The organism is Aerococcus sp. L_32 (genome assembly GCF_050689315.1).
Map to the genome: position 1 here is coordinate 1 of NZ_JBOEQF010000032.1, position 17643 is coordinate 17643.

A 17643-nucleotide genomic window follows, 5' to 3' on the forward strand; every position below is an offset into this window, starting at 1 on the left:
ATCAAAAGCTTATTATATCAACTTTTGCACCAATTATTTGGTGCAAATTGGTGTTAATTACATTGATAAATCGTTTAAAAGACTTAAAGCATCAGCATCTTGCTGGTGCTTTTTTTCTGGCATCAATTCAAGATAATAGTTTTGTGTTGTCAAAATTGAATTATGTCCTAGCCGTCTAGAAATATAGTCTATACTAATATCTTTTGAAAATAGAAATGAAGCATGTGTATCTCGCAAACCATGAAAAGTGGTTTTTCTTATCTCTAATTTTTTTAATAGAGATTGTAAATCAGCAGACTGTTTAAATCCGTTGGTTTCAAAGACATAATTTTCTTTGGTTTTAGACAATTTTATCAGCACGTTATATACATCTTTATTTATGGAAATATCACGCTTAGAGTGCTTTGTTTTTAACTGAGTATCTTTATTAGTTGGACTGATGGAACGACGTATTTTCACGCCATATTCATAAATATCATCTATTGTGATCCCTAGTAATTCACCACGTCGAGCGCCTGTTTCAAGTGCTAATAAAACTAATACATTAAACTCGTCATCAGTATTATCTAGACAATATTTTCTAATTTTTTTAAATTCAGTAATTGATAACGCGATATTTCGTTTTTCTTGCACTTGACCTTTTGCTTTTAACATAAATCCAAAATCATTAGCTATTAATCCACGAGCATAAGCGTATTTTAGTGAGCCACGAATTTTAAGTAATAATTCTTTTGTCGTTTTCTTTGAATGTGTTTTAGCATATTCGTCGAGTTTTCGTTGCATAACAATATCGTTTAAATTTTTAAGTTGAATACCATCAAATAAACTTCTGATAATAGTTAGCGTTCGATAATAGTTAATAAAGGTTGCTTCACGTACCTCATTTTTCTTTACTTGGTAAACCCAGTCATAATAGAAATCAGGATAAGGAGTAGAGCGATCAGCAATATTTTTACCACGTCCCTTTTCCAGTTCCATTTCTAATGCCCAGAGTTCAGCATCTTTTTTGTTTTTAAAGGTTTTAGTTTCTCGGTTATTTTGTCCATTTCTATATAAAGAAATAGTTGCACGATATGATGAACCTCTTTTAGTTATAGTTGCCATTTTATCTATCTACCTTTCTATAAAAAATGATTGATAAAATAGACTAGTCATACATCAAATATATATGAGGGAATCTATATTATCAATCAATAAGAAAATTATTTTGTACTATGTGTTTCAATAAATTCTAATAATTGAGATTTTAAAAAACGTTCTTGTTTGCCCACCATGAAGCATTTGAAATCTGGATGAAATCGAATATAGTTATCGAATGACTTTGGGTCGATACCTAGATATTCAGCTGCTTGTTGACGCGTAAGCAATAAAGGATAATCAGTTTTATTCTTCATCGATAATTGCATGCTCCTTCTCTACTTTATAACTATGACGACGTGAATCTAAATATTTCGAAAAAAAGAAAGTTTTTGTTGCGATATATTGTAAATACATTAAATTATTATCACGTGAATATTTAACTAGTTTTTGAAATTCGGTGATGTCATTTTCTTCAATAATGTCAATTATTTGTTTTAAAATACCATCAGATTGATTAATCATTAAAAAATTTTCAATTTCAAATCCCGCACCATATTCAATATCTTCCAAATTGTAAGATGCTTTATCAGGGGTTGAAGCATGAATGAAGTAGTCATACATTCCTTTTGGTGAATGCACTGGTTCAACTTTTGCAGGGCCATTTAAAATAGTAGAAACAATTTCTGATACTTGCTCATAACTTTTTAAAGAGTCAAAGAAAAAAACTCCATGTTTATGTGGCTTTAAAAGTTCACCAGTTTCTAAATCAATATCTTTATCATGCCAAGGGCTTAGCATAAAAGGAATGTGCAACGATTCTAATATATTAATGTAATTTTTTGGTGCACTTTCTTCATATAACATAAAAGTCCATTTTGAATTTCGTTTATTTTTTATTATGAATACCACCTTTGATTATTGATTATTGATACAATGGGGGGTCGTAGTGCCCCCCATTGCAGGCTTAATTTTTTGAAACATTTTGCGACGCTTCCCTTTGGGAGCCGCAATGTTTCAGCTAGCAGTTATTGCTTCTTGAAGATTGCTTTCCACTGCCTTTGGTTAGGCGTGGAGCAATCTTCATAGCCGTTTTTTCCCTATATACCATAAGTAATTTTTGTCTCGTTGTGTTTTTGAGAAAAAGAAATCAGGATTGCTACTAGAAATTTCTTCCTCCATTTGTGGAACTGCTCTTTTTAATAGAGTTTGTGTTTGATAATTTTTAGGTACTTTCAAGCAGACGATGATACTTGTTTCATGTATTTCGACATAACTTTTTCTCAAATATCTGTTGAAATTAATGTTTACGCTATCGGTAATCATAGGTGATTCTTTTTCAAGGTGGTGAGCTACATTAGTTGGTAATTGCCTAAAAAATATGCGTAGCCTAAGAGTCTGTTTCAGCGAGTCCCAAAAATAAGTTTTGCTTTCATTTTTACGATATACATATAATTCTACGCATGTGATACCTATGACCATTGATAAAAGGATAGATGCAGTTCCTAACGTAATAGCCCCTGCATAAAACATTAAATTACGAATACTAATTAAAAATGGTAGTTCCATTGATTGTAAATATTGACCAGATCCGAAGAAAAATGCTGAGAATAGTGAGCAAATAAGAATAGTTTTGCAACAGCTCATCAACCAATTAAATGACTTCATAAAAAATGATAGTTTAAAAGTTGTCGATTTAAGCATGATAGTCACCTTTCGTATAAAAAGTTGGACAAAGTAATGGTAAAACTTGATAGGGCTCCTCAGAATCGATAACTCGAATAAGACCTGTGCCTTTTCCAGTTGGGATCACAATTCCCTCCACATTTAAATCTGGGAACAGAAACTGGGCCGAGCGGTTATTAATATTTCCAACTTGAATTACAACACTTACTTGTTCCCGAACGGATACGGGAATAGCGTTATGATCAAAGCGCTGACTTACTAACAGTAAATGTACTCGGGTTGCTCTACCAAGGAGAGAAATTTGTGATAGCAACGAAAAAAAGGCTTCTTTAATATTCTTATTCACACCTTCAGAAAGAGCTAATACCTCATCGATCACAATAGTTAAGTGACGAAATTTTATCGTTGGATCTTTAAAGAGTTCAGATTGACGTGAATGGATAGTCTTTAAACACTCGCTTAAACTAGCATTTACTTCTGATACGAAATCTGACTTTGCCCTACTGGGTGAAGGATAAATTACAGGAATTTGGTGATATTTTGCCCATCTACTTGGAGAGTCAAATTTTGGATCGACAATTATTAAATCAGAAATTCCCTTTAACATATTTAGTAAGTAAGTTAGCATGTAAGATTTACCGGAACCTGTACTACCAGCGATTGCAATTGATGTAACTCTGTTATATTCAATATTCAAATTTTGCATGATGGGAATTCTTTCATTCACCATGTTAGCGGAAAATTCTTCAATATCTGAAATCACTAGCCTGCTAGAAATCCCTTTCTTCCATGGAAAGAAAAGTGCGCGTTGAATATGATAGTCATCGGTTTCCACAGGTACAAGATAGATAGAAGTTTGCTTTAATAGAGTGAAATTTGGGTATAGTGCGACACTAATAATCATATAAATTTTTTCATACAAATCACTGTCAATTACATACGCAGCGGGTAAACGAGGAATAAAAAATACACCGTCCTCCTTGACAAGGATCTCGAAACTATTCGTGTAACTTGTTTCACCTTGAATAGAATTTCCCAGCGCCATATTCAAACATTGAAGCAAGTATACTGCGATATCATTGAATTCCATTAATCAACCACTTTCAAGCCATCAGCCTTAAAGAAAACGTTATATTTTACTTCACAAGCTGTCAGATTTTCAATTTCCACAATTTCCAGATATTTTGGTAAATTAATTTGTTTTGAGAATTTAATTGAAAAAGGTGGCAACCCCTCTTGAGAAAACCAAGCTTTATACCCAATTACTTCATCGGTTGGTTTTTTATCTACAAAGCGTACGAGTTCTTCAAGATCTGTACTCAGAGAATATAGGGGCTTTTTATATTCGATATATTTTTCAGCAGTCTTAGTTGAGTATCCCCCACGAGTATAATTATTTTGAATTTTCATAAATTTTCTCCTTCTATATAATGACAAAAGTGACAAGGGCATGAATCAAGGCGAGTTTTTGATTCAGGTAATCAGTACCTCCTTTCTTACATTTATCATAGCAAGGTCACCATTTAAAAAGATAGACTACCCAAAAAGCTGTTATATCAACGTTTTTGTCGATTCGGCACTTTTATTAGAAAACTTTTACTTTTCACTCGTTATATTTTAATAATAAAAACTGCTACCTAGTATGAGATAATATATACAAAGTATTTTGGAGGGTAAATTATGGAAACAACTGCGGAATATAATGTCAGAAATTTTGATAAAATCCTTGAACAGATTGATGAAGTTGGAAATGATGTTCAAAGAGAACGTGGCACTCTTTTTGAGAGATTAGTTTTAGCCTACTTGAAGAATGAACCATTATATCAACGTCTATATAAAAATGTTTGGCTACTCAGTGAGGTACCATCAGAATATGGTGTACCTAAAAAAGATACAGGTGTTGATATAGTCGCTGAACAATTTAATGGTGATTTGGTCGCTATCCAAGCTAAATACTATAAAAATAAAATTGGTAAGGCTGAAATTAATTCATTTGTGGCTGAAACTGGTAAAAGATACTATCAAAGAGGAATGATCATATCAACGGTTGATGAGTGGAATGGTAATGCTCGAGAAACAATTGAATATAATGCTAAAGATATTGAGATTATTGGATTAACGAACTTAAGAAATTCTCAATTAAACTGGGGAGATTTTGATTTTAGCCGTCCGGAAGAGACGACTATCCAAAAACCAAAAGAATTACGTTTCTATCAAGAAACGGCATTGGAACGTGCTTTAACACATTTTGAAAATAATGACCGTGGTCAATTGATTATGGCACCAGGGACTGGTAAAACTTTTACAAGTTTGAAAATTGCAGAAGCTTTAGCTGAAAAGAAAAATAAACAGTTTAAGGTGTTGTACTTAGTACCTAGTATACAATTGCTAACGCAAACTTTACGTGGTTGGAATAATGATACGAAATTTAAGATGGCTAGTATGGCAGTTACTTCCGATAGAGATGCCTCAAGAGGTACGAATGGATCAGACGATATTAAAGCAACGGATATTGGCTATCCAGCAACAACATCCAAAGAGAAGTTAATTCAAAATTGGAAAGATGTTCAACGTACTGAGGCAGATGCAGAAATGTTGGTAGTGTTTAGCACATATCACAGCATAGGTGTGATTTCTGAAGCGCAAAAAGAAGGCTTTCCAGAGTTTGATTTAATTGTGGCAGACGAAGCACATAGAACGACTGGGGCACATGAAGCAGGTAAAGATGAAAGTCATTTCACTAGGGTGCACGATAATAATGTTGTTAAAGGGACTAAGCGTTTATACCAAACAGCAACACCTAAGATATATGGGGATAGCGCTAAGAAGAATGCTAAAGATAAAAGCATACTACTTTCTTCAATGGATGATAAAAACAAATTTGGTGAAGTAATTTATCGTATGGGATTTGGACAAGCAGTATCACATGGGATTTTAACGGATTACAAAGTGATGGTTTTAGCGGTAGACGAATCAGCTATTCAAAAAGATATGCAAAAAACCTTATCTGATCCAGAAAACGGACTAAATATAGATGATATTGGTCGAATTGTAGGGATTTGGAACGGCATGATGCGTAGAAATGGTTTTAAAAATCCTGTGAAAAATAGTCCGTATGATGGTGCCCCATTAGAGCGTGCCATTGCTTTTACAAGAACGATTGCAGATTCTAAAAACGTGACGCAACAATTTGAAGAAGTGGTAAATGACTACTTAGGTAATCAAATGGATGAAGAATCTGTTCATTTATCTATGCGTCATGCAGACGGGTCAATGAATGCATTAGAAAAAGGGGAAGTATTGGATTGGTTAGCTGATCCAGACAAACCAGCTGACGAAGCACGCATTGTATCTAATGTACGCTTTCTAACAGAAGGGATCGATGTACCAACTTTAGACGCAATTATTTTCTTAGCTGCAAAAAAATCTCAAGTAGACATTGTACAGGCCGTTGGACGTATTATGCGTAAATCAGAAAATAAGGATTATGGATATATTATTTTACCAATTGTGGTTCCACAGGGGGAAACTCCGGAAACTATATTGGATAACAATAAAAATTATGAAGCAGTGTGGCAGGTAATTAACGCATTACGTTCCGTAGATGAGCGGTTTGAAGCGATGATTGATAAATTAAATATTGCCAAGCCAAAACAATTAAAAGTGATTGGAATTGGTTCTGCACCAGAAAGAGTGAACGCTGAAGTAGGTAATAATTCATCTGAAGGTGAGACTTATGAAGATAGCTTTGAGTTCCATTGGGATGAATATGAGGCTGCTATTTATGGAAAAATTGTTGAAAAAGTTGGAGATAGAAAATATTTAGAAAATTGGTCTGCGGATGTAGCCAAAATTGCGCAACGACAAATTGATTGGATAAAAACGAAGTTGCAAGATAAGCAGGATCCTATAACTGATGAATTTAAAAGGTTTGTGACCTCATTACAGCATAATATAAATGAAAGTATTGATGAAAATGAGGCTGCTGAGATGCTGTCTCAACATTTGATCACAAAACCTATATTTGAAGCATTATTTGATGAATATAGCTTTGTGAACAATAATCCTGTTTCTTCAGCAATGGAAAATATAGTTAAAGAATTAGAAAAAGCTGGTTTTACAAAGGAACAAGAAAATCTTGCACCGTTATACGAGTCAATAAAAATGCGTGCTGAAGGAGTTGAAAAGTCAGAGGATAAGCAAAATATTATTATTACTTTATATAATAAGTTTTTTAAGACAGCGTTTAAATCTACTACAACACGTTTAGGGATTGTCTTTACTCCTTTAGAGGTGGTAGATTTTATTGTTAAATCAGTCGACGATGTATTAAGAAAACACTTTGGGATATCTATTGCTAGTGAGGGTGTTCACGTGCTAGATCCTTTTACGGGTACCGGTACCTTTATTGTCCGAGCGTTGCATTATTTAAAAACATTAATGGATAAAGGTGAAATTACTCTAGCAGATATCACTCGTAAATATACTCAAGAATTACACGCAAACGAAATTATCTTATTAAGTTACTACATCGCAGCCATTAATATTGAAGCTACTTTTGATGAAATTAATAGCAAGAACCAGGGTTATAAACCATTTGAAGGGATAGTTTTAACTGATACTTTTGAAAGTACAGAAAATGAGGATACTTTAGATGATGTTTACTTTGGTACGAATGATGATAGACTAAAACGTCAGCAAGAAGTACCGATAACGGTAATTATTGGTAATCCACCTTATTCTGCTAAACAAAATAATGAGGATAGTAATCAAAGCAGAATTAATTATCCTAAATTAGATAGATCTTTGAGAACTAAATGGATTGAGACATCAACTGCCACCAATAAAAACGGACTTTTAGATTCATATATTAGAGCAATTAGATGGTCAGCTGATCAATTGAATGGTAACGGTGTTATCGGATTTATTACTAATAGTTCATTTATCGACGGGAATGCTATGGATGGAATGCGAAAATCTTTACTTGAAGAATTTTCAGATGTTTATCTTATTAATTTGAAAGGACAGATAAGACGTCGTTCTCGCGATCAGGCTGTATTTGAAGGCGGAAATGTTTTTGATATTATGACAGGAGTCGCAATTACACTGTTAGTAAAAGATAATAGTTCTAATGGAAAAGGAACGATACATTATCTAAATATTGGGGATCGGTTAACTAAAAAAGAAAAATTAGAAAAACTTTCCAATTGGAAAAGTATTAAAAATATTATAAATGAATTCTCAATAATTATTCCTAATGAAAAAGGTGATTGGATAAATCAAAGAGATTCAAATTTTGATGAATTAGTCAAGATAGGGGATAAAAGGAATAAAGATGCTCTATTTATAGAGTATACAGGTGGAATAAAAACCGGTCGTGATGCATGGTCATGGGGATTCTCAAAAGAAAAAGTTATAAAAGCAACCAAGGATAGCCTTGAGTATTATAATCATCATTTGGGAGATGTTTCTATATATGATGAAGAAACGCAAAAAATATCTTGGACTAGGTCCCTTAAACAGCGTTTCGAAAGAAATGAACACATAAAATTTGATGTTAATCGCATGTACATAGGAATGTATAGACCATTTACAAAGAAATATGTTTATTACTCTTCAGAAATGGTAGACATGCAATATCAAATGCTTAAAGTTTTACCGAATAGTGATTCGTTTAATCACCTAATCTCTATATCTAATAAAACTGAGGGTAAAAGATTTACATCATTATTTGTTCAAAATATTCCAGATGTAAATTTATTTGCAGGTGGTTCACAGAATCTACCCAAAATGCTTTATGATAATATGGGATCTTTTTCAGCAATAAGAGAAAGTATTTTAAAAGAAATGACTGATTTGTCAGAGAATGATGTAATGTACTATATCTATGGTGTATTTCATTCAAGAAAATACGAAGAATTATATTCTTACGATTTGGCAAAGTCATTCCCAAGGATTCCAAACTTAAAAAATAAGGAAAAATTTATTAAGATTGGTAAGGAATTAGCTAAAATACATTTAAATTATGAGCATCAATCTCATTGGCAAGAAGTTAAAGTTGATATAAATGACCATAACCCAAGTTATAAAGTTAAGAAAATGAAGCACCCCAAAGTGCGCAATGAAAACGGAAAATTAGTGAATGATTTATCAAAAATAATCTTTAATGATGATATAACTATTGAAAATATTCCAGAAAAGGCTTATGAGTATGTAGTTAATGGTAGACCCGCAATTGAATGGATTATTGATCAATACCAGGTAAAAATAGATAAAAAATCTGGTATTGTTGATGATCCTAATGAATTTAGTGAAGATCCGAAATATATTTTAAATCTATTACTTTCAATTATTACTGTTAGTATGAAGACTTTAGAATGGATTGATCAATTACCACCACTTGAAGGAGTTTAAGCATATTAAATAAGATAAATGACTAGTCTATTTTATGGTGTTAATTGGTGCAAATTTTATCTATTCGTAACTTTTTATATGTTATTTTATACACTTTTAGATTTTCAGAGTTTGGATATATAGGGATTGATCAGTATAGATTCATCATAAATATTGATATTCTAGTTCTCAAAACGTTAATTGCTGCAGTCGTTGCGAATTTATTCGCTTACGAATGGAGTATGGGACGGAGATTTCGCAAGAAATCGAGTACCATTCAATTATTCAGTTCAAGACATCTTTCTTCATGGAAGGTGTCTTTTTTATTTGCCCAGAAAGTTTAAGTTGCACACCTGATGTAGAAGTTAGGTAGCAGGCACAAGGTGTGGAGAAGGAGGAGAGAGGTATGGATGTACTATGGGACGGAGACTTCCAAAGAAGTCGAGTACCAATCCATATACAAATCAAAAAGACATTTCTCACTTATGTGGGAAATGTCTTTTTTGTTTTTTTTGTGATAAACAGCCTAATAGCAATAAAATACCTGGATTAACTTATCCTAAAGCTTCTATTTTTGATAGATGCGCCAAATTAGGCTAAATATAATAGATGATAGCTATCTACCACTTAAAATTCACTTTAATTAGCAGTAAATAACTAAATTTTTATTATTGAGGGATTAGGAATTAGAGCTGTCTTCCAATAAGCTTTCACCAATACTTTTTAGTTTATTGGCTAAATCCATAATATCTATAACAAGGTCATAGCTGTAGTCTTCTCCTAGTACAGCTGTTGTACTAGCATCTTCAAATAAGCCTTGTTGTTCCATATTTAAATGTTTAAACCAAGTCTCACTGCCATAGTATTTAAGGAATAGTTTGATATTTGGTAGGTATCTTTCAAAATTTTCCAGGGAATTAGACATGACCTCAATTTCTTTAGAAATCCTCAAAAAATTTTCTTCCATCTCATAAAAATGTTCAGTATTTTTCAAGTTATCCCCAACTTTCTTAAAGCTTATCAATTTGACGATTATTTTATTGCACTGATGATGGTGGTAAATATTGGAATGATTGATACGGTACTATAAATTTGGGCAAGAGAAACAATGGGTTCCTCCCATGAAGGTGGTGCAATTAAAGCAATGCCGTAGAGAATAATAATAAAAATAAGATTTGTTAAAATCCTAGATAATGCTTGGCGCCAGCTTATTTGCTGTTTAAAATTAAATGCCTGTTGCCAAAATTGAATAAGTGATTTCATGATAAAACGCCTTTCTAAATATGGATGAATAATTAAAAAAAGCATAAACTAAAAATAAACAGCAAGCAACAAAATTATTTATGATCACTGATTCATAATATATTTGCATTTAAATATATAAGGAGTAGAATTATAGATAAGGAGGGATTATGATGACTGATAATAAATTTCTAACTGGTAATGTAGATAACGACAAAAAGCCATTTATTATAGATGTTGAAAAAGAAACGTTAGAGAATACAAATTTTCGTACGACAATTTGGACAGGTAGCAAGTTGCAGTTGACTGTTATGGAAATTCCTGTAGGCGGTGATATTGGTTTAGAAGTACATAATGAAAGTGATCAATTTATCCGTATCGAGCAAGGTGAGGGTCTTTGCCAGATGGGCCCTGCTGAGGACGATTTATCCTTTGAACAAAAAATTGGAGAAGATGAAGCAGTCTTTGTGCCACTAGGTTTATGGCATAATATCACCAATCGGGGGAGTGTACCGTTAAAACTGTACACCATTTATGCTAGCCCTGACCACGTACCTGGTACTGTTCATGGCACTCAAGAAGATGCTGAAAGCGATCCAAATGAATAAAGCAAACATGAAATGCATAAAAAGTACAAACAATAGTTAAATCAAGAAAACCGATGACCTTAAAAGCGTTATCGGTTTTTCTATGCTAGAAATCAACCAGTCTCTATAAAAAGATATTCCTTTACATATATCAAACAATGTATAGTACGGTACTTCTAAAAAGTTGTTGTAAGGTGAAACTAGCAATTTAATTAAATTTTCATATATAATAATATTACGCAAAAAGATAAGGAGTGTGCTACATGCCATTAGTTAGAATCGATCTATTAGAAGGTAAGACCGCAGAATTCAAATCACAACTAGGTGAGTTAGTTTACGAATCTATGCTTGAAACGATTGGAATCCCTGAAGAAGATAAGTTCGTGGTTGTTAATGATTTAAAAGCTGAAGAACTGATATTTTCTACCAATTATCTAGGTGTTGACCGTACAGAAGGTATCGTAATCATTCAAATCACAATGAATGAGGGACGTACAACTGAGTTGAAAAAAGCTTTATACAAGACAGTTGCTGATAAATTAAATAGCCAATTAGATATTCGCAAAGAAGATGTCTTTATCAACTTAGTAGAAGTAAATAAAGAGAACTGGTCCTTTGGTAATGGTATTGCACAGTATGCGGAGTAAATAATTTGAATTCTACTTTTTTGAAGTCATTAATGGTGTTGTTTATACAGTGATAATAATATAACTTTATATTTGATGATGGGAGGATATATGATACGAGATATTAAAGTTGAAGATGCATCGTCGATTGCTCTAATAGCTAGGGTTAGTTTAGGATATAACGTTACAATTGAAAAAGTAGCATCAAATATTTTAAACATTCAAAATCATTTTACAAAAGTTTTTGAGAAAGAAAATAGAGTAGTTGGTTTCATTCAAGCTGAGGTATATCATACACTATATTCAGATTCTGGCTTTAATATTCTAGGACTAGCGGTTTTACCTGAATATCAAGGACAAGGTATAGGTAGTGAGTTGATGGACGTGTTGGAACAGGAGAAAAATCTCAAACAATATAACTTTATTCGGTTGAATTCGGGTGTTGAAAGAGTAAAAGCACATCAGTTCTATCAGCATAAAGGATATGTTGCAACCAAAGAACAGAAGAGATTTATAAAACTATAATACTTTATTTAAATACCCTAGCTATCACTCTAAACTAGTGATAGCTAGGGTTTTGTTGTTGAAATGCAGTTTACTATACTAGTCCCGAAATTTAAAAAGCCAGATAGTGTTATTTATTTGCAATAGATGATGTTAAAATGGATTTAGTTAAAGGAGTTGTGGGATGATGACGTCAGACTTGCTACAAATTAATTTACCAGAAATATGCGCTTGGTCATCGATTATGGGGTATTTAAGCCGAACGACTAACGAAGTGATGTACAAGATGATAGGCGGTAAATTACGAAGAGCCTACAAGGTGGATGGAGAAATTTACTTATGTGAAATTAGTCCAGATACAAATCAAGAATATCTTCAAGTGCGGATTTTAAATGACCTAAAGTGGACTGACAACGCGAAATTTTATATCACGCGTTATATCCGTGACTGGTTTGATTTAGATACTGACCTCACCGATTTTTATATTATGGCGGAAAATGATCCACTATTAAGTAACCTGACCCAGCATTTTTATGGCTTAAGATTAGTTGGCATGCCTGACTTTTACGAAGTCATCACTTGGGGCATTCTTGGCCAACAAATTAACCTAATCTACGCGTATACCTTGAAACGTCGTTTTACAGAAAAATATGGAGAACCGATCAACTTCGAAGGGGAAACTTACTGGATTTACCCACAACCAGAAGCGATTGTCCAATCCACTGTTGAAGATCTTCGCCAACTAAAACTAACTCAGAGAAAAGCTGAGTATCTAATGGAAATTTCAAAGCAAATTACCGCTGGAAAAATGTCAAAAATCTATTATCAACAATTTCAAACTGCCAAAGCAGCTGAGAAAGAGATGACAAAAGTTCGTGGTATCGGTCCATGGACTGCCAATTATGTACTGATGCGCTGCTTACGACTCGGTGATGCCTTCCCAATGGCAGATATTGGCTTATTAAACGGGATCAAACAAATTGAAAATCTCGATATTAAACCTGATAAAGAGCGACTACTATCTCTACAAAAAGATTGGGGTTCTTGGTCTGCCTATGCTACTTTTTACATTTGGCGCCTATTACACTAAGGAGGAAATGCGATGTATTACAAATCATCTTACACCTCACCACTTGGTCAAATGACTATCGTGAATGATGAACATGCGATTAAAGGATTGTGGTTTAGTGATCAAAGATACTTTGGTGGTAAATACGACTTACAGACTATGATAGAAGGAGAAACGCCAGTGACAAAGCAAGTAAAAAATTGGTTAGATGCTTATTTTGCTGGTGAAAATCCCACACTTGATCCAACTATTCTAGCCCCTGAAGTAACGCCTTACCGTAAGCAAATCCTGAACGCACTGATTCATGTCCCTTACGGCCAAACGACTAGCTATAAGGAATTAGCTGATCAAGTTGCTTTAAATGCTCCTGGGAAAAGGGGTTCAGCTCGTGCAGCTGGCGGCGCTGTTGGCCACAATCCTATCTCGATTCTAATTCCATGTCACCGGGTTGTAGCCACTAATGGTGCATTGACTGGTTATGCAGGTGGTATCGACCGCAAAATTACCTTGCTGGCTTTGGAAGGCTTTGACCGGTATAAGCTAGAGAAACACCAAATTTAGGGAGCACTATGAAACAAATCAATATCAGAAAATTATATGACACGCTATTCACAGAAATGGGCCCACAAGGATGGTGGCCCGCAGAAAGTAAAGTAGAAATCATTCTGGGTGCTATTTTAGTACAGAACACTAATTGGCGAAATGTGGATAAATCTTTAAACAATTTAAAAGCAGCAACCGCCTTTTTGCCGGAGGAGATTTTAAAACTAAATGTAGAAGACTTAGAAATACTTATTCGCCCCAGTGGCTTCTACCGTAATAAAGCAAGAACGATACAGGCAACCTTTGAGTGGTTTAATGACCATAATTGGGATTATCAAGCGATTTCCGACCAATACGGCGACCATCTAAGGAGCGAATTATTGAAAATTCGAGGCATAGGCTTTGAAACGGGGGATGTCTTCCGAGTTTATATTTTTGATCAACCAGCGTTTATCGCTGATGCCTACGCTAGGCGATTATTCAGTTGGTTGACAGGAAATTCGTACACAACCTATCAAAGCCTTTACCAAGAAATTAACTTACCGGATGACTTCAATTATGAGGAAGCCCAGGAATTCCATGGCTTAATTGATGAGTTTGGCAAACTATACTTGGGTAAAAATGGCCAAGTAAAGGAAATTTTTTTATCAAATCACAAAAAATAAATACTCTATAGTATATATTTTTTGTTTAAAAAACACGTTTGGGTTTACATTTTCTTTTTAATACCGTATGATATCACCATAAACATTCAAATAAAATCTTCAGGGCAGGGTGTGATTCCCGACCGGCGGTAAAGTCCGCGACCTCCTTTAATTAGGGGCTGACTCGGTGTAATTCCGAGACCGACAGTAAAGTCTGGATGGAAGAAGAGTAGAATCAAAATAAACAATTACTATAAGTCTATAGTTTATTTGTGTGCCCTAGGAATCTTATTTCTAGGGCTTTTTTTCGTCACTCTGACTGGATTATTTGTTGTTTAGGAAAGGATGAGTGAATGAAAGACTATATGCAAAAAGCGCTAGATTTGGCTAAGCTAGGCCGAGGTTGGACCAAGTCGAACCCCATGGTGGGTGCAGTCATTGTGAAAAATGATCAGATTCTTGGCCAAGGTTACCACAAGCAATACGGCGGTCTCCATGCGGAAAGAGAAGCCTTAAAAGACGCTTTTGAAAAAGGCCATGATGTCAAGGGGGCAACGATTTACGTAACCCTTGAACCTTGCTGCCACTTCGGCAAGACGCCGCCTTGTACCCATGCCCTTATAGAGGCGGGTATTGAAAAAGTGGTGGTTGCTGCAACTGATCCGAATCCACTAGTTGCTGGAAAAGGCATCCAGGAATTAAGAAACCACCATATTGAAGTAGAAACGGGTCTTTTGGCTGAAGAAAGTGAAGATCTTAACCGTAAATTCAATTATTTTATGACCCGTAAGCAACCCTACGTCACCATGAAGTATGCCATGACCCTTGATGGTCGAACAGCTGCTTACACTGGGGATTCCCAGTGGATAACGGACAAAACTGCACGTGACCATGTCCATTACCAACGCCACAGTAACCAAGCCATTATGGTTGGGATTGGGACAGTGCTTGCGGATGATCCAGCGTTAACTGTTCGAATTGACGATTTTGGGGGGATTAATCCTATCCGTATCGTTTGTGATAGTAGCCTGAAGCTCCCCTTAACCAGCCAATTAGTCAAAACTGCTAAGGAAACGCCTACAATTATTGCGACAACTAATCAGAATCTACAAGATCACCAAGCCTATCAAGCAGCCGGTTGCCAGCTATTAATTGTGAAGGAAAAGAATGCCAAGGTAGATTTACTTGATTTAATCACCCAACTAGGCCAGCAAGGTATTCAAAGTATTTATGTTGAAGGTGGATCAAAACTAAATGCTTCGCTACTTGAAGCTGGTTTAATCCAGGAAATCCACACTTATATTGGTCCTAAAGTTATTGGTGGTTTTGACCAGTATAGTCCTATCAGTGGTTTCGGTTTTCCACATATGGACCAAGCGCTCACAAGTTATATCCAAGCAATCACGCCATTAGGTAAGGACTTTTTGATAGAAAGTAGGGTGGATTAAATGTTTACAGGAATTATCGAAGATATTGGCCGTATTGAAAGTATCGAGGCCATCAACAATGATGCAGGACTTCTTTTAACCATTGCCTCGGAAAAAATAGTATCCGATGTCAATCTAGGTGACTCTATTAGTGTCAACGGCATTTGTCTTACCGTGACGAATTACACCGATACTAATTTCCAAGTTGAAGTGATGCCAGAAACGATTGCGAAAACGTCTTTAGAAGGTATTGCTAACAATAGCCGCGTGAATCTGGAACGGGCAATGAAGGCAAATGCGAGATTTGGTGGTCATATTGTAAGTGGACATATTGATGGTATTGGTAAAATCACCGCAATTGAGGCGGATGGTATCGCTAATTGGTACACGATTCAAACAAGTAAACCATTAATGCGCTACATCATCATGAAGGGATCTGTTGCTATTGATGGCACAAGTTTAACAGTTGCTGGAGTTGAAGGAGATACATTTAAAGTATCAATCATTCCTCACACCAGTGAACAAACAATCTTTTCAACCTATCAAGTAGGCACTATCGTGAATTTAGAAAATGATATTGTTGGCAAGTATATTGAACAATTTACAGTGAAGGAGCGGGTATAGATGGATTTTTCAACAATCGAAGACGCATTAGCAGCTTTACAAGCAGGCCAAATCATTATGGTTTTGGATGATGAGAATAGAGAAAATGAAGGAGACTTAATTTGTGCAGCTGAGTTTGCAACAACAGCTAATATTAATTTTATGGCGACTCATGCTAAAGGGTTAATTTGCCAGCCAATGAGTCAGGAAATAGCTAGTCGTTTGAATTTGTCGCCAATGGTGGAGGATAATACAGATCCACATACAACCGCATTTACGGTATCCATTGACCATAAAGAGACAAGCACAGGTGTGTCCGCAATTGAACGCGGGTTAACCATGCGTGAAGCAGCAAATCCGAATAGCCAACCCAGCGACTTTAACCGTCCGGGCCACGTTTTCCCATTGGTGGCGAAAGAAAATGGTGTCTTGGAGCGAAACGGTCATACAGAAGCAACGGTTGATTTGATGAAATTAGCTGGGCTGAATCCAGTGGGTGTTTGTGTAGAAATTATGCGCGAAGACGGTACAATGATGCGCCAAGCCGAATTGCTTGAGCAAGCAGAGAAGTGGCAGATGCCAGTCATCACCATTAAAGGCTTACAAGATTACCGGATGAAAACTGAGCGTCATACCCACCATGTATCACAAGCTAAAATGCCGACAAAATTTGGTGAATTTACTATCCATACTTTTATCAACGACATAGATAATCAAGAACATGTAGCTTTGGTAAAAGGGGATGTTTCAGGTAAGGGACAGGTCCTAACGCGCTTGCATTCTGAATGTTTAACGGGAGATGTATTGGGCTCAAACCGGTGTGACTGCGGAGAGCAATTACATGAAGCTTTACGGAAAATCAACGAAGCTGGCCAAGGCGTTCTCTTATATTTAAGACAGGAAGGTCGTGGCATTGGCTTAATCAATAAAATAAAAGCCTACCAGTTACAAGAAGAAGGGCTAGACACTGTCGAAGCCAACCACGCTTTAGGTTTTCCGGATGATTTAAGGGAATACCATACGGCTGCACAAATGTTAGGGGAACTGGGTGTGACATCCATTGACCTTATGACCAACAATCCTGATAAAATCGCACAATTAGAAGCATCTGGTATCCAAGTAGCGAACCGCGTGAGTATTGAAATGGCTGCTAATCCGGATGATGAAAACTACTTAATCACTAAAAAAGTAAAAATGGGTCACTTATTAGACTTATAAAATACGGAGGAAAATAATATGAAC

At 35.2% G+C, this 17643-nt stretch carries 18 protein-coding genes and 1 riboswitch; of the genes, 10 read left to right on the top strand and 8 right to left on the bottom strand.

From position 1 onward, the window contains the following. Positions 1-57: 57 nt before the first annotated feature. The 6 genes from ACRCJ0_RS03795 to ACRCJ0_RS03820 form a co-directional block, all read right to left on the bottom strand. A complete protein-coding gene (locus ACRCJ0_RS03795; protein ID WP_431389540.1) occupies positions 58-1104 on the bottom strand; it encodes a site-specific integrase in 1047 nt (348 codons plus the stop codon). A 98-nt stretch (positions 1105-1202) separates the two neighbouring features. Continuing rightward, positions 1203-1394, bottom strand: coding sequence for a helix-turn-helix domain-containing protein (locus tag ACRCJ0_RS03800; protein ID WP_431389541.1), 192 nt, complete (start codon positions 1392-1394; stop codon positions 1203-1205). Next, positions 1384-1980: a replication protein gene (locus ACRCJ0_RS03805; RefSeq protein WP_431389548.1), complete on the bottom strand. Its 597-nt coding sequence runs from the start codon at positions 1978-1980 to the stop codon at positions 1384-1386. The genes ACRCJ0_RS03800 and ACRCJ0_RS03805 overlap by 11 nt, the downstream gene beginning before the upstream one ends. A gap of 180 nt (positions 1981-2160) precedes the next feature. Next, positions 2161-2646 (bottom strand): hypothetical protein, encoded by a 486-nt coding sequence (locus tag ACRCJ0_RS03810; protein ID WP_431389542.1) that lies wholly within the window; start codon positions 2644-2646, stop codon positions 2161-2163. Between the two features lie 127 nt (positions 2647-2773). After that, on the bottom strand, positions 2774-3853 hold the full coding sequence (locus ACRCJ0_RS03815) for a cell division protein FtsK (RefSeq protein WP_431389543.1): 1080 nt from the start codon (positions 3851-3853) through the stop codon (positions 2774-2776). Continuing rightward, a complete protein-coding gene (locus tag ACRCJ0_RS03820) occupies positions 3853-4173 on the bottom strand; it encodes a hypothetical protein (protein WP_431389544.1) in 321 nt (106 codons plus the stop codon). The genes ACRCJ0_RS03815 and ACRCJ0_RS03820 overlap by 1 nt, the downstream gene beginning before the upstream one ends. A 270-nt stretch (positions 4174-4443) precedes the next feature. Here ACRCJ0_RS03820 and ACRCJ0_RS03825 point away from each other — a divergent pair, with 270 nt between their 5' ends. Further along, complete coding sequence (locus tag ACRCJ0_RS03825; RefSeq protein ID WP_431389545.1) at positions 4444-9177, top strand: DEAD/DEAH box helicase; 4734 nt, start codon at positions 4444-4446, stop codon at positions 9175-9177. A gap of 658 nt (positions 9178-9835) precedes the next feature. Here the strand turns inward: ACRCJ0_RS03825 and ACRCJ0_RS03830 are convergent. Together ACRCJ0_RS03830 and ACRCJ0_RS03835 are read right to left on the bottom strand one after the other, a co-directional pair. After that, positions 9836-10150: a DUF4298 domain-containing protein gene (locus ACRCJ0_RS03830; RefSeq protein WP_417893738.1), complete on the bottom strand. Its 315-nt coding sequence runs from the start codon at positions 10148-10150 to the stop codon at positions 9836-9838. Between the two features lie 38 nt (positions 10151-10188). Then, entirely contained in the window at positions 10189-10419 is a 231-nt protein-coding gene (locus ACRCJ0_RS03835; protein WP_417893739.1) for a hypothetical protein, read from the bottom strand. Between the two features lie 152 nt (positions 10420-10571). Here ACRCJ0_RS03835 and ACRCJ0_RS03840 point away from each other — a divergent pair, with 152 nt between their 5' ends. The 9 genes from ACRCJ0_RS03840 to ACRCJ0_RS03880 all read left to right on the top strand — a co-directional run bounded on the left by ACRCJ0_RS03840 (position 10572) and on the right by ACRCJ0_RS03880 (position 17619). Continuing rightward, the gene (locus tag ACRCJ0_RS03840) at positions 10572-11006 is read left to right on the top strand and encodes a cupin domain-containing protein (RefSeq protein WP_417893743.1); all 435 of its coding nucleotides are present in this window, start codon (positions 10572-10574) and stop codon (positions 11004-11006) included. Between the two features lie 242 nt (positions 11007-11248). Next, the gene (locus tag ACRCJ0_RS03845) at positions 11249-11632 is read left to right on the top strand and encodes a tautomerase family protein (RefSeq protein WP_431387922.1); all 384 of its coding nucleotides are present in this window, start codon (positions 11249-11251) and stop codon (positions 11630-11632) included. Between the two features lie 90 nt (positions 11633-11722). Beyond that, on the top strand, positions 11723-12136 hold the full coding sequence (locus tag ACRCJ0_RS03850) for a GNAT family N-acetyltransferase (RefSeq protein WP_417893741.1): 414 nt from the start codon (positions 11723-11725) through the stop codon (positions 12134-12136). A gap of 163 nt (positions 12137-12299) precedes the next feature. After that, positions 12300-13205 (top strand): DNA-3-methyladenine glycosylase 2, encoded by a 906-nt coding sequence (locus ACRCJ0_RS03855; protein ID WP_417894379.1) that lies wholly within the window; start codon positions 12300-12302, stop codon positions 13203-13205. A 12-nt stretch (positions 13206-13217) separates the two neighbouring features. Further along, positions 13218-13745 (top strand): methylated-DNA--[protein]-cysteine S-methyltransferase, encoded by a 528-nt coding sequence (locus ACRCJ0_RS03860; protein ID WP_431387923.1) that lies wholly within the window; start codon positions 13218-13220, stop codon positions 13743-13745. A gap of 8 nt (positions 13746-13753) precedes the next feature. After that, entirely contained in the window at positions 13754-14392 is a 639-nt protein-coding gene (locus tag ACRCJ0_RS03865) for an endonuclease III domain-containing protein (protein ID WP_431387924.1), read from the top strand. Positions 14393-14483: 91 nt separating this feature from the next. Continuing rightward, positions 14484-14605: riboswitch (FMN riboswitch) on the top strand. A 119-nt stretch (positions 14606-14724) separates the two neighbouring features. Further along, entirely contained in the window at positions 14725-15819 is a 1095-nt protein-coding gene (ribD, locus tag ACRCJ0_RS03870) for a bifunctional diaminohydroxyphosphoribosylaminopyrimidine deaminase/5-amino-6-(5-phosphoribosylamino)uracil reductase RibD (protein WP_431387925.1), read from the top strand. Next, positions 15820-16422, top strand: coding sequence for a riboflavin synthase (locus ACRCJ0_RS03875; RefSeq protein WP_431389546.1), 603 nt, complete (start codon positions 15820-15822; stop codon positions 16420-16422). Then, on the top strand, positions 16423-17619 hold the full coding sequence (locus ACRCJ0_RS03880; protein ID WP_431389547.1) for a bifunctional 3,4-dihydroxy-2-butanone-4-phosphate synthase/GTP cyclohydrolase II: 1197 nt from the start codon (positions 16423-16425) through the stop codon (positions 17617-17619). The last annotated feature ends 24 nt before the right edge of the window (positions 17620-17643 follow it).